The organism is Alphaproteobacteria bacterium (assembly GCA_020638555.1).
Classification (GTDB): Bacteria; Pseudomonadota; Alphaproteobacteria; order Bin95; family Bin95; genus JACKII01.
This window is the reverse complement of the sequence record JACKII010000002.1, coordinates 156751-170200: the sequence shown is the minus strand read 5'-3', so window position 1 is coordinate 170200 and position 13450 is coordinate 156751. Positions and strand designations below refer to the sequence as shown.

Here is a 13450-nt window from a genome sequence, read left to right as displayed (position 1 = left end):
GCCGGGACGGCCTAGCCGCGGGCGGCCAGCATGTCGGCGATGGCCAGGACGTGGCGGGCCTGTTTCAGGTGCGGCATGTCCAGCATCTTGCCGTCGAGCCCGACCGTGCCCGAGCCGAGATCGCCGAAGGCGGCGATCACGCGCTTGGCATAGGCGATCTCGTCCGGGGTCGGCGTGAACGCCTCGTTGATGATGTCGACCTGGTCCGGGTGGATGGCAACCTTGCCGGTAAAGCCGGTCTTGCGGGCCTGGATCGCCTCGGCCTTCATGCCCTCCAGGTCGCGGAAATTCGGGTAGACCACGTCCACCGGCTCCATCTCGCCCGCATGGCAGGCGGCGAGGCAGAGCGAGCGCACCAGACGATAGACGTCCTCATAGAGGCCGTCCGGCGCCCGGTTGGTGGTGGCGCGCAGCGCCGCGGAAAGGTCCTCCGCCCCCCAGGTCATGCCGTAGATGCGCGGGCTGGCGCCGATGAAGCTCTCCATGGTGAAGACGCTGCGTGCGGTCTCGGTCGCCACCACCAGGATGCGGGTCGAGCCGATGGCCAGCCCCTCGCGCGCTTCCAGGGCGGAGAGATAGTGGTCGCACTCGACCGCCTCTTTCGCGGAATAGGTCTTGGGCAGGATGATGCCGTCCGGCGCACCGGCCATGATCGCCGCCAGGTCCGGCAGCGCCAGCGGCGTTTCCAGCGGATTGCAGCGCACCCAGAGTTGCTGGCGGCCGCGATCGCCGCGGTGGGAGGCGAGATAGTCCCGCGCCATCTCCCGCGCCTTCGGCAGGTTTTCCTGCGCCACCGAATCCTCCAGGTCGAGGATCAGGGCGTCGGCCTTGGTGCCGGCGGCCTTCTGGTATTTGCGCTCGCTGTCGGCCGGCACGAACAGGAAGGAGCGGATCGGCGGTTGGGCGGTGGTCATGGTCGGAACGGGCCTTGATTGCGGAGGTTCGCCGCCAAGATTGCGCGAACCCCGCCGGCGATCAAGGCCGCTGTCCGGCCGCCCGGCGGCCTATCGGTGCGCCGGCTTCGATCCGGCCCCTATCGGTGCACGGGTCTCGATCCGGCCCCTACCGGTGCAATGGCTTCGATCCGGCCCCTACCGGTGCACGGGGCCTTCGCGCCAGCGGCGGCGGCCGCCACCGCAGAGGCGGAACGGGTTCGGCAGCCGGTCCGCCACCTTGCCCAGGCCCGCCGTCGCCTTGCCGAAGCGCAGCACCTCGTCGAGCCGCCGGTTCAGGAACTCCCAGGTGCGGTGCTGGTCCTCGGAGTCGTCCTGGAGCCAGTAGACCAGCGTCGCCGAATAGACCCCGGCCAGCAGGCCGCGCTTGGTGTAGTAGTTGAAGTCCGTGGCGGTATCGCCGGCAATCCGCCAGATCGTATCCACGGTCCGGGCGAGGCTGCGCGCCGCTTCGGGCGCATGGCGCGGATCGGCCAGCAGGCGCAGGCCGCGCCGGATCGCCTCGCGGTTGGCGACCTGGGCTTCCAGACGCACGCGCACGGCGATGGCGATCTTGTCGCGGGTGCGCATCGTCTCCAGGTCGAGCGTCGCCATCTCCGCCGCCATGTCCTCGTCGGCGAGCGCGGCGTGCGCGATCACCGCTTCCGCGGGGCCGCCCGGAAAGGCCAGGTCGGCATCGCCTTCGTGGAAGCCGGCATCCAGGGCCGCCTGGGTCAGCGCCTCCCGCGTCCAGCCATCGAAGGCGATATGCGGCAGCGCGGCCTCCAGAATCGCCCGTTGCAGGGCGCGGTGCGGGTCTTCCACCGGCTCCTCGGCGGCCGTCCCGGAGTCGGCCCCCTCGCCGGCCTCTTCCGAGTAAGGCGGTTCCATGCCTTCGTCGGCGGCCCGTTGCCGCGCGAGTTCGTCGGGCGTGAGGTCCGGCGTCGGCTCGGGCGTCGGGTCCGGCGTCGGGTTCGGGTCGTCGCCTGCGCTCATTTCGTCGATCCTTTCCGGGTGTCCCCGCCCTGGCCTCTGCCGAGGGCGTAGCGGCCGATTTCCTGGTCGAAGCCGAATTGCGAATGATCGGTCATGCGCATCGGGTAGAGAATGCCGTCCAAATGGTCCACCTCGTGTTGCAGCACCCGCGCCATCATGCCCTCTGCCTCGCCCGCGACCGGCGCGCCATCGGCGTCCAGCGCCTCGAAGCGCACGGTGCGGAAGCGCGGCACGGCGCCGCGAAGGCCGGGAATGGATAGGCAGCCCTCCCAGCCCACCACCCGGTCGTCGCCGACCGGCGTCAGCACCGGGTTGATCAGCGCGGTGATCGGCGTTTCGCCCTCGCCCGCCTCGGAGCGCCCGGCCGGGACCGAGACCAGAATAAGCCGAACGCTTTCATGGATTTGCGGCGCGGCCAGGCCGATGCCGCCGGAATCCACCAGCGTCTCGGCCATGTCCCGGATCAGGTCGCGCACGGCGGACGGGTCCGGGACCTCCGCGGCGCGCTGCAACAGAACCGGGTGGCCCATGCGGGCGATTTTGCGAATGGCCATCGGTCGCTCGGATCCTTCCCTTGCACGCTTCCAACATGGGTACGCGGAAAAACGATTGAAAGCCATGCCGCCTTCGGGTAAAACGCGCCGCAATAGCCGGCCATGGATTGCCGGTCGATTTTCTGCACCCGCAACCGACTGAAACGGAGTGACAACCTCCCGTGCAAGTAACCGTTCGCGACAACAACGTCGATCAAGCCCTTCGCGCCCTGAAGAAAAAGCTGCAGCGTGAAGGCGTGTTTCGCGAGATGAAACTGCGCCGGTCCTACGAAAAGCCGTCGGAGCGCCGCGCACGGGAGAAGGCCGAAGCCATTCGCCGCCACCGCAAGCTGATGCGCAAGCGGATGGAGCGCGAGGGCTACTAGAGCCCGCGCGTCCCGGACGCGACCCCATGCCAAGCCGGCGCTTGCCGGATTGAGTGACAACGTCGGGAAGCGAGCCCCTCGCTTCCCGACGTCTTCGTTTGGGGCCGGTTTCGTTTAGGGCCGGTCAAATTTGCGCGGTCGAACCTGGAGGCTTCCGGAAACCGTGATTCCGTCATTGCTTCGGCCCCCGGATTTCATCCGGGGGCCGAAGCAATCCAGCGTCTTTTGCCATGGAAAACTCTGGATTGCTTCGCCTTCGGCTCGCAATGACGGTTTCCGGAGATGTCCACCTGCTCCGGTCGTGGCGGGCCTTAACCCGCCTTCAGCTTCGCCAGAAGCTCCTCCGCCTTGGTCCGGTCCTCGCCGAACTCCGCATCGGTCGCCGGGTCCAGCGCCCGCTCCAGCACGCCGATGGCATCCGTCTTCTTGCCCGATTTCTCCAGGGCGAACGCCAGATGATAGGCGATGTCGCCGACCTTGGGCGCGGCGTCGTTGGCGGTGTAGAGCAGCTTGACCCCTTCGTCCAATTCCCCCTCGCGCACCAGGATCCAGCCGAGCGTGTCGATCACCGCCGGCGCCTGGGGCGCCAGACGATAGGCCCGACGGGCAACGGCCAGGGCGCCCGGGCGTTGCAGTTCATAGCGCACCCAGGCCAGATTGTTCAGCACCACCGGATTGTTCGGCAGCAGTGAAAACGCCCGTTCCAGATACACCGCCGCCCCGCCATAATCCTGTTCGCGGATCAGCAGCGCGCTCAGCAGTTGCAGCGAGTCGGGATCGTCGGGATGGTCGACCAGCCAGCCGGACAGAAGCTTCTTCGCCTCGTCGACCTTGCCGGCCTCGACCAGCAGGCGGAACGTCTGCTGCGCCAGTTCGCTGATCTTGTGTTTCGCCAGACCGTTCCGCATTTCCAGGATGGCCTGATCCATACGCTTGGTTTGGCGATAGACCTCGGCCCGCAATTGCAGGCCCAGAATGTCGTTCGCCTTGGCGGCACGGTCGGCCGCCGCCATCGCCGCGTCGCCGTCGCCGTCGCGCAAATACAGCGACACCAGCGAACGGTTGGCGACCGCGTTGGCCGGGTCCTTGGCCAGAACCTGTTCCAGCGTTGCCCGGGTCGCCTTCGTATCGCCGGCCTGGAACTGGACCTGTGCCAGCTTCAGCAAGGCACCGGTGCTCTGGTTCGTCGCGCTCGCCAGCTGGCCGAAAGCCTCCTCGGCGGCGGGAAGATCCTTCAATGCCACGAAGATATCGCCGGCCAGAACCAGCCCCTGAACCGTGCCCGCCTTGCCGATTGCCAGCGCTTCGTTCGCCCGCTTGCGGGCGTCGTCCGGCCGTTTCAGGGCCAGATCCAACCGCGCCAGCGTCTGGCGCAGGGCGAGCGACTGCGGCAGGGCATCCGCCTTCTCTTCCAGCAACCGGACGGCCTCGTCCCGCCGGCCGCGCTGCGCCAGGAACTGCGCCAGGTGCAGAATGATCTGTTCGTTGTCGGGCGATGCCGCCAGCGCATCCCGCGCCCGCTTCTCGACCGCATCGAACTTGCCTTCGGCCGTATCGATCCGGTCCATGGTGCGCATCAGGGTGATGGCGTTGGGATCGCGCTCCAGCGCCGGCGTCAGATATTTGCGCGCCGTTTCCAGGTCGTTGCGGGCGACATAGATCCCGGCCACCAGATTGGCGACGCTGTTGTTGTCCGGGTTCGCCTCGGCCAGTTTCAGGGCATCCTTCAGCGCTTCGGCCTCTTCGCCGGTCCGCATCAGGTCCAGGACGACCAGCGTGTCCTTCACCAGCGGGTCGAGCGTCAGCTTGCCGTCGACGTCCGGCTTGGCGGAGTCCAGCACCTGCAGGAAGGGCTGGGCCTGGCGCACGTCGGCGGGCGCGCCGTAGCGCACCACCCGCGCGAACATCGCCTTGGCGTTCTGGAGATCGTTGACGCGCAGATAGGCGCTTGCCGCCATCTGCATGCTCGCGACATCGCGGGAGCCCTCGCCGATCAGGGATTGGAGCGTGCCCAACACCGCGCGCGGGCGCAGGGTGCGCAACTGGATCGCCGCAATCAGGCGGCGCGCCTGCCTTGCCTCGTCACCGGCCGTCTGCACATAGCGCTGCAGCGCCTCCTCGGCCTGGGCGTATTGCTCCAGATGATATTTCACGATGCCGGCCAGCAGGCTGGCGGCCGGGATCTGCCGCACCGCTTCCGAGATCGGACGCAGTTCCTGGTCCGCCTCCTCATACTTGCCCTCGGCGGCCAGGATGCGGGCCATCAGATAGGCCGCCCGCACATCGCGCGGGTTCTTTTCCTGATAGGCCTTCACCAGGGTCGTGGCCTCGTCCAGCCGGCCCAGGCGCATCAGCGTTTCCGCTTTTAACATTTTGGGGCGCGGGTCGTCCGGCGCCAGTTCGATGGCCCGGTCCAGGGACTCCATCGCCTTGTCCATGTCGCGCGCGGCATAGTCGAGGTTCGCCCGCACCAGATAGGCTTCCATCAACTTCGGGTTGCCGACCAGGGCCGCATCGACATGGGCGTACGCCGCCTTGGGATCGTTCTGGGCCGCAAGGATGCGCGCGGCCATCAGGTTTGCCTGCGGCTGGTTCGAGTCCTTGGCCAGGATGGGTTGCACTTCGGCCATCGCATCGTCCAGACGCCCCAGGCCGAACAGTGCTTCGGACCGGATCAGGACCTTGACCGTGCCGAAGGTCGGATCGTTGGCCGTCTGCTGCACCGTATCCAGCACCTTCTGATACTGGCGGCCGGCCAGCAGGGCCCGACCGTAATAGACCTCGGTCTCATCGCCGGGCGCGCCTTTGTGGGCGACTTCGAGTTCCTTCAGCGCCGACGGCAGATTGCCGGTCTCCAGGTACAACCGCCCCAGCAGCAGGCGGGCGTTGAAATTGTCGGGGTCCTCCTTCACGGCGTTGCGCAACTGGATCAGTGCCGCACGGCCATCGCCCTTTTGCAGCCATTCCAGCGCGTCCTTGTAATAATCCTGCGAGCGCCCCTGGTCCGCCAACGCCGACATCGACACCGTGGCCGACAGCACAATGGCGGAAGCCGCCGCCAACATCCCCATCCGGGTTGCGCGCCAGGCCGCCCGCTTGCCGCTCGCCTTGTTCATGCGTTGGTTCCCTCTTCCATATCGGCGTTTAGATCGTGTTGTTTCAACAGGTTATAGAGTGTCGGGCGGCTGACGCCCAAAGCCTTGGCCACGGCCGAAAGATTGCCGGACAGGCTGCGCAGCGCGATCGTGATCGCCTCCCGCTCCGCCCGCTCGCGCGCATCGCGCAGGCTGATGATTTCCGCCGGCCCATCGAAGGCCGCCCTTGCCCGGGGCGTCACGCTCGGCAGGTCCAGGTCGCTGGCATTGATGACCGGCTGGTTGGCCATGATGACGGCCCGCTTCACCCGGTTTTCCAGTTCCCGGACATTGCCGCGCCATTTGTAGGCGCGAATGGCGTCCGCCGCGTCCGCGCTCAGCTTCACCGCCGCCGAGTTCATCTGTGCGGCGAAGCGGGTGGCGAAATGCTGCGCCAGCAGCACCGAGTCGTCGCCGCGGTCGCGCAGCGGCGGGATTTCCACCACGATTTCCGCGAGCCGATAGAACAGGTCCTCGCGGAACGTCCCCTCGTCGATCAGCTTGCGCAGGTCGCGATGAGTGGCCGAGACCACACGCACGTCGACGGGGATGATATCCCGTCCGCCGATGCGCTCGATTTCCCGTTCCTGCAGGAACCGCAACAGCTTGCCCTGCAGCGAGGGCGGCATGTCGCCGATTTCGTCCAGGAAGAGCGTGCCGCCGTCGGCAAGTTCGATCTTGCCTTTCAATGCCTTGATGGCACCGGTAAACGCGCCCTTTTCGTGACCGAACAGCTCGCTTTCCAGCAGGTTTTCCGGAATGGCGGCACAGTTGATCGCAACGAACGGGCCGTCGTCGCGCAGCGCGCGGCGGTGCAGCGCGCGGGCCAGCAACTCCTTGCCGGTGCCGCTTTCGCCCAGCAGCAACACGGTGGCGTCGGTGGGGGCGATCTTTTCCACCATCTTGCAGACCGCCTGCATGCTCTCGCTGGCGGTGAGGATGCCGTGATCGTCGGCCTTCGCCGTGCGCAGCGAGCGGTTTTCCGCTTCCAGCTCGTGCACGTGGAAGGCGCGCCGGACGATCAGTTGCAGCACCTCCTCGTCGATCGGTTTGGAGTAGAAATCGTACGCCCCCTCGGCGATGGCGCGGACCGCGTTGGCATGGTCCTCGTTGCCGCTGACCACGATCACCTTGGTCGTCGGTGCGATCGCCAGGATCGCCGCCAGGGTGGCCAGGCCCTCGGTCGCGTCGTCGACCGACGGCGGCAGGCCCAGATCGAGGGTGACGACGGCGGGGCGGGTCGCCTCCATCGCCTGGATGGCCGTGGCGCGGTCGCCGGCCGTGATCACCTCATAGTCGTCAAAGCACCACCGCAAACTGCGTTGAATGCCGGGATCGTCATCGACCGCCAGCAAAATGGGACGTCCGTCCCCGCTTTTCGCCGCCTGGGCGAAAGCTGCTCCATCCTTTGGCTCGCTCACCGTTCGACCTTTTCTTGGTTCGCATTATTGGCTTCCTGGTTCGCACTGGTTGCATTCGCATCGTCCGGCACAATCGGAAGCACGACCAGCGCCGTTGTGCCCTGCCCGGGCGCACTTTGCAATTCCAAGCGTCCGTTCCAGCGTTCCACCCATTCCCGGCACTGGTACATTCCCAGGCCGAATCCCGTCTCCTTGGTGGAGACGAACGGTTGGAACAAATGGTCGTCGATGAACTGTTGCGTCATGCCGACCCCGTCATCCTCGATCGCGATGACCGCTTCGCCAGACCCGTTTTCACCGGACCCGTTTTCACCAGGTCTGTTTTCACCGGACCGGCGCACCAGTCCCACGCTCACGTGACCGTCATCGCCAACAGCATCCAATGCGTTTTGCACCAAGTTCTCCAGCACCGCTGCTAACGTGGTGGGCTCTGCGCGCACCTGCAAGGACCCGTCCAGCTGGCCGACGGTCAGCCGCCCGATCATTGCGCCCTTGCGCTGGAACAGATCGGCGACCAGGGGCCCCAGGCGGATCAGTTGCAACGCCTCGCCATCGTCGCCCGCCTGAACATCGCGCAGGCGCAACAGCATGGTGCGCATCTTTTCCACCGAATCGGCGACCGTGCTCAATGCGTCCTTTTGGAAATCGGGGTTGTCTCCATGGCGTTTGGCCTGGCTGACGATCAGCGAGAGCTGCGTCACCAGATTTTTCAGATCGTGCGCGATAAAGCTGAAATTTTTGCTGATGCGCTCGAAGCGTCGCGCTTCCGCGAGCGCGAGGGTCACCTGCTCTTCCGCGACATAGGACCCGATCTGCGCGGAAAAGATCTGCAACAGGTCCCGGTCTTCCCACGACAGCGGACGGCGCACCCGGGGCGAGGCCACCAACAACGCCCCGACCATGCGGCCACGGTGCTGCAGGCCAAGCAGCACCCAGCCGCTGCCGATGGCCCGGCACCATTCCCGCTCGGCCGGCTCCTCGACCGGCGCCATGGCGGTCAGGTCCACCACCGGCGATTTCGGCGTCAGCCGGTCCAACAGCGATTCCGGCGGCGGTCCCGCGAGCACGGCATTGCCGAATTCGAGTTCCGCCGCCAGCCGGAAACCGCTGTGCCGGGTGCGCACATACAGCGCGCCGCCCGCGCAATCCAACAGGTCGGCCGTCGCCTTGATCGCCCGCTGGTGCAGACGCCCGGTCAGCGCATCCACCCCCGCCATCGTCTCGACATACCGCAACCATTCGCTGCGATAGTCATAGTGCAGGCGGAAGAAATTGCGCGAGAGCCACCACCGCGTGTGCGCGCGCACCTGGCTGGAGGCGAGCATCACGGCCAGCACCAGCAGCGCACCGATAAACCCGGCCATTTGCAGGGCCGGCCCCCAGGTCCAGCCGAACCGCTGGATCAGAAACCCGACGCCCGCCACCCCCAGCAGGTAAAGGCCGCTGCCCAGCAGCGCCGTGGTGCGCAGCATGACGGTCCGGCTGACCGCGATCCCGCTGCGGATGCCGCGCAGGCGCCGCTCGCTGATCCAGACCAGCGGCAGCACGAAGGCGATGACGAACGGCGCCACCTCGGCCGTCACCTCGCTGATCTGCTTCAGCAGCATCGCTTCCGAGAACAGGAACAGATCGAACGCGAAGGCCGCGCCGAAGCCGATCAGCATGTGCTTGATCGCCCAGCGCGCCGGCGACGGTGCCAGCGTCAGCAGGTTTTCCAGCAGCATGAACCCGATCACCGCCAGGCACAGCCGACCGACCGTCGCGTTGGCGAACGGCTCGTACATCGGCCCGACCCATTGTGCGGCCACCGCCACGACAATCGAGGCCAACGCCACCGCCGATGCAATCTGCATTGGCGCAGACCCTGGCGAGCGCACCTTGCGGCCGGTTTCGGGGTCGACCGGACTGCTCCAGAGCGACAGCAATTGCGCGACCAGCCAGACCCAGGTCCACAGCCGCACCACGCCGGCCACCACCGTCAGGCTTTGCGGCAGGGCCGCCACATACTCATCCCAATAGGCGATTGCCGCCCAGAGAATGGTGGAGGCAGCGGCGAGGCAAAAGGCGAACCGCTGCCGCCCCGGCCGGGCGACCAGCGTCGCCAGCCACAGAAAATAGCCAATCCCGATCAGGGGCAGGAGATATGCGTTCGCGCCCATCTACTATCGCCAGCGCCCCTTTCGGATGCGAACCGTCCGCCCCAACCGCGCGACCCAACCGCCGGTCCGGGCACGTCGGCGCCGTCAGCGTGCGCCTTCGGCGAACAGAACGATGCGCACGGTTTGCAGGATAATGACCAGATCGAACAGGAAGCTCTGATGCTTGATATAATACAAGTCGTATTTGAGCTTTTCCCGAGCGTCTTCGACCGACGCACCATAGGGGTAGCTGATCTGGGCCCAGCCGGTGATGCCCGGCTTCACCCGATGGCGTTCGTTGTAGTACGGAATTTCCGCCGCCAACTGATCGACGAACACCGGGCGCTCGGGGCGCGGGCCGACAAAGCTCATATCGCCCTTCAGCACGTTGATGGCCTGGGGGATTTCATCGACCCGGGTCTTGCGGATGATGGCGCCGACGCGCGTCACCCGGGCATCGCCCGATTTGGCCCACTGCGCCTTGCCGTCCTTCTCCGCATCCTGAACCATGCTGCGGAATTTCAGAATGCTGTAGGGCTTGCCGTTCAGGCCCACGCGGGTTTGCCGGTAGAAGACGGGGCCGGGCGAGTCCAGCTTGATCAACAGGGCGGTCGCCAACAGCACCGGCGCAAACAGGATCAGCAGCGCGCCGGACACCGCCACATCCAGCCCGCGCTTGAGCAACTGGCCAAGCGGGCCGAGTTCGAAGCCTTTGTCGAACACCAGCCAGCCGGCGCCCAGGCCGTCGAGATCGACCTTGCCCGTCTCGCGCTCGATGAACGCGCTGGTGTCTTCCACCTTGATGCCACGCCGGCGGCATTCCACCAGATCGGCCATCGGCATGGCGTCGGGCTGGTTGTCCAATGCCACGACCACCTGGTCGATATTGTTGCGCAGGGCGAAATCGGCAATCGATTCCGGGCGGCTCATGGTCCGCGCGGCCGGCACTTCCGGATGATCCGACGCCCCGGCGTCGATGGCGACGAAGCGGTAGAGCCGCCCCAGATTGTCGCCGCTCAGGGCCTCCCACACGCGCCGGGCCGACGGGCCGGTGCCCAGCACCAGGGCGCGCGAGCGCAGCACCGGGACGGCGGTGAGATAGCGCACGGACAGCCGCCCCACCAGGATCAGCGGGAACGCCGCCGCCTCCGCCAGCACCATCTGGCGCGCGGAAATCAGATCGCAAATGCCCAGCGCAGCCAGGACCAGGGTCGCGATACCACCGAGCACGGCCACGGCGACCAGCCGCTGCGTGACCGTTCCCGGCGACTGCAAGACGTCGATATTGTAGGTGCCGAGCGCGACCATGGCCAGGAACAGCAGCACCGTCGGCACCACCGCGACCTGAAACACCTCGCCGACCGACGCCGGGTTGAAATTCGCCAGCGGCAAGCCGCGCGCGACAGCAAAGAACGCCGCAACGAAAATGGCCGCTTCCAACAGGCATAGGAAGACAGTCATGCGACGCAGATGATGGCCAAACAACATCATTTCACGCTCTCCCGGCTCTTTTTGGCAATCGCATTGTAAGCCGTACCTTACATTGTCGATCCATACCGACTGACATATTCCATCCCCCTTCTCGCGGCCGACACGCTTTACATTGTATGCTAAGCGCTACGCCGCTCAGATCCATCAACCAACGCAGCTTATGATAGCGCAAAGGGGCCGCTTATGCCACCAACAACTCCATGGCAAATTTACCTGGAAACCGCCGATTTTGCCCAATTCGAACTGAGATTATGCGCCAAATAATTCTAATAAACATCTTATATGATACACAATCAATTATCATGTATTTTGCGTATACTATATCATACTTGCGGCCTCAGCGAAGTCTCAACCATAGGTTCAGCCGCGGCATCCAAAAACATACGACCAAAAGCATTCGTATGCACCCTGCCTCAGATGTGAGGTTCACTTTTTCACCCGGAGATTGCAACACCATAGTGCGCAACATTCCAAGGGTCCCGGGTTTGCATTATTGAGAAAATAACGGTACTATGTTGTTTAGATGGCAAAATTTTGTCACGCACAGCCCGGAGTCGCGACAATATGGCTCAATCTCGCCACGGAACTCTCGCCCACGGGCCTGCGGACCGGCGGCGAGTCGCACGATCCATCGTGATGCCAAAGTCTTGCGACCAAAGGTGTCGTGTGCTCTTGATTTAGGTCAACCGTCAGCCGGCAACACCGGAATACTGTCGGGCCGGATCGTTTCAAGCCAGTGGAGGCGCAGATGGCATCGGCCGCGCGAACACCTGCCGGGCGCGAATTCTCGGACATCATCGCCGGGATCGGGCTCGTACTCGGAGCCCTGATCGGGCTCTTTCTCGCCGCAAGGGCAACCGACGGCATTTTTGAGTTTCACGCCTGGCTGATGGTCGCGGCGTGTGTCGTTGGCGCGATCTACATCGCCAACAACGCGTCCGAGATTTCCGCCGGGCGTCGCACCGCGCCGGACGGCACCGCCTATAACGAGACAGTGATCAAGGCGTTCGTCATCGCCACCATGTTCTGGGGCGTGGCCGGCTTCCTGGTCGGCGACACCATCGCCTGGCAGCTCGCCTTCCCGGCCCTGAACTTCGACTGGCCCTATACGACCTTCTCGCGCCTGCGCCCGCTGCACACCTCGGCGGTGATTTTCGCGTTCGGCGGCAACGTGCTGATCGGCACGTCCTTCTATGTCGTCCAGCGCACCTGCCGCACGCGGCTGGCCGGCAACTGGGCGCCGTGGTTCGTGTTCTGGGGCTACAACCTGTTCATCGTCATCGCCGGCACCGGCTATCTGTTCGGCGTCACCCAGAGCAAGGAATACGCCGAGCCCGAATGGTATGCCGATCTCTGGCTCACCATCGTCTGGGTGACCTATCTGCTGGTGTTCCTGGCCACGCTGATGAAACGGCGCGAACCGCACATCTATGTGGCCAACTGGTTCTATCTGGCCTTCATCGTCACCATTGCGATGCTGCACATCGTCAACAACGTGACGGTGCCGGTCTCGTGGACCGGCTCGAAAAGCTATATCGCGTGGAGCGGCGTCCAGGACGCGATGATCCAGTGGTGGTACGGCCACAACGCGGTGGGCTTCTTCCTGACCGCCGGCTTCCTGGCGATCATGTACTATTTCGTGCCGAAGGCGGTGAACCGGCCGATCTATTCCTACCGCCTGTCCATCGTCCACTTCTGGGCGCTGATCTTCATCTATATCTGGGCCGGCCCGCACCACCTGCACTACACCGCCCTGCCCGACTGGGCGCAGACGCTGGGCATGGCGTTCAGCGTGATGCTGTGGATGCCGTCCTGGGGCGGCATGATCAACGGCCTGATGACGCTGTCGGGCGCCTGGGACAAGCTGCGCACCGATCCGGTGGTCCGCATGCTGGTGGTCTCGGTGGCGTTCTACGGCATGAGCACGTTCGAAGGGCCGCTGATGAGCATCAAGTCGGTGAACGCGCTCAGCCACTACACCGACTGGACCATCGGCCACGTTCATTCCGGCGCGCTCGGCTGGGTCGGCTTTGTCAGCTTCGGCGCGGTCTATTGCCTGGTGCCGTGGCTGTGGAAGCGCGAGCGCCTGTATTCGGCGGCACTGGTCGAATGGCACTTCTGGACCGCCACCATCGGCATCGTGCTCTACATCTCGTCCATGTGGGTTTCCGGCATCATGCAGGGCCTGATGTGGCGCGCCTATGACAGCCTGGGCTTCCTGGAATACAGCTTCGTCGAAACTGTGGAAGCCATGCACCCGATGTATGTGATCCGCGCCTTCGGCGGCGCGCTGTTCCTGCTGGGCGCGCTGATCATGTGCTACAATCTGTGGCGCACGGCCCGCGGCGACGTCCGCCAGAGCGAGACCGTCCTCACCCCCGCACCGCAACTTGCCAGCACGCCGGCGGAGTAAGCGAAG

General features: G+C 65.2%; 9 protein-coding genes. 2 read left to right on the top strand and 7 right to left on the bottom strand.

The window, feature by feature from the left end; genetic code table 11:
* Positions 1-11 precede the first annotated feature (11 nt).
* From H6844_06910 to def, 3 genes are all read right to left on the bottom strand, one after another.
* Entirely contained in the window at positions 12-914 is a 903-nt protein-coding gene (locus tag H6844_06910; GenBank protein MCB9929126.1) for a CoA ester lyase, read from the bottom strand.
* A 177-nt stretch (positions 915-1091) separates the two neighbouring features.
* Positions 1092-1823, bottom strand: a complete 732-nt coding sequence (locus H6844_06905) for a COQ9 family protein (GenBank protein MCB9929125.1) — start codon at positions 1821-1823, stop codon at positions 1092-1094.
* A gap of 101 nt (positions 1824-1924) precedes the next feature.
* A complete protein-coding gene (gene def / locus H6844_06900) occupies positions 1925-2482 on the bottom strand; it encodes a peptide deformylase (GenBank protein ID MCB9929124.1) in 558 nt (185 codons plus the stop codon).
* A 161-nt stretch (positions 2483-2643) separates the two neighbouring features.
* Here def and H6844_06895 point away from each other — a divergent pair, with 161 nt between their 5' ends.
* Complete coding sequence (locus tag H6844_06895; GenBank protein ID MCB9929123.1) at positions 2644-2847, top strand: 30S ribosomal protein S21; 204 nt, start codon at positions 2644-2646, stop codon at positions 2845-2847.
* Between the two features lie 311 nt (positions 2848-3158).
* Here H6844_06895 and prsT read toward each other — a convergent pair whose 3' ends face one another.
* The 4 genes from prsT to H6844_06875 form a co-directional block, all read right to left on the bottom strand.
* Positions 3159-5963: a PEP-CTERM system TPR-repeat protein PrsT gene (prsT, locus tag H6844_06890; protein MCB9929122.1), complete on the bottom strand. Its 2805-nt coding sequence runs from the start codon at positions 5961-5963 to the stop codon at positions 3159-3161.
* A complete protein-coding gene (gene prsR / locus H6844_06885; protein ID MCB9929121.1) occupies positions 5960-7333 on the bottom strand; it encodes a PEP-CTERM-box response regulator transcription factor in 1374 nt (457 codons plus the stop codon). The genes prsT and prsR overlap by 4 nt, the downstream gene beginning before the upstream one ends.
* Before the next feature lie 65 nt (positions 7334-7398).
* Entirely contained in the window at positions 7399-9561 is a 2163-nt protein-coding gene (gene prsK / locus H6844_06880) for a PEP-CTERM system histidine kinase PrsK (GenBank protein MCB9929120.1), read from the bottom strand.
* Between the two features lie 84 nt (positions 9562-9645).
* Entirely contained in the window at positions 9646-11031 is a 1386-nt protein-coding gene (locus H6844_06875; protein MCB9929119.1) for a TIGR03013 family PEP-CTERM/XrtA system glycosyltransferase, read from the bottom strand.
* 748 nt (positions 11032-11779) lie between these two features.
* On the opposite strand from H6844_06875, the gene ccoN reads away from it, so the two are divergent.
* A complete protein-coding gene (gene ccoN, locus H6844_06870; protein ID MCB9929118.1) occupies positions 11780-13444 on the top strand; it encodes a cytochrome-c oxidase, cbb3-type subunit I in 1665 nt (554 codons plus the stop codon).
* Positions 13445-13450: the final 6 nt, after the last annotated feature.

Excerpts from the sequence above, each read along its gene's own strand:
- H6844_06905 (MCB9929125.1), bottom strand. The coding sequence starts at position 1,823 with ATGGAACCGCCTTACTCGGAAGAGGCCGGCGAGGGGGCCGACTCCGGG.
- ccoN (MCB9929118.1), top strand. The coding sequence starts at position 11,780 with ATGGCATCGGCCGCGCGAACACCTGCCGGGCGCGAATTCTCGGACATC.
- prsK (MCB9929120.1), bottom strand. The coding sequence starts at position 9,561 with ATGGGCGCGAACGCATATCTCCTGCCCCTGATCGGGATTGGCTATTTT.
- def (MCB9929124.1), bottom strand. The coding sequence starts at position 2,482 with ATGGCCATTCGCAAAATCGCCCGCATGGGCCACCCGGTTCTGTTGCAG.
- H6844_06910 (MCB9929126.1), bottom strand. The coding sequence starts at position 914 with ATGACCACCGCCCAACCGCCGATCCGCTCCTTCCTGTTCGTGCCGGCC.
- prsT (MCB9929122.1), bottom strand. The coding sequence starts at position 5,963 with ATGAACAAGGCGAGCGGCAAGCGGGCGGCCTGGCGCGCAACCCGGATG.
- H6844_06875 (MCB9929119.1), bottom strand. The coding sequence starts at position 11,031 with ATGATGTTGTTTGGCCATCATCTGCGTCGCATGACTGTCTTCCTATGC.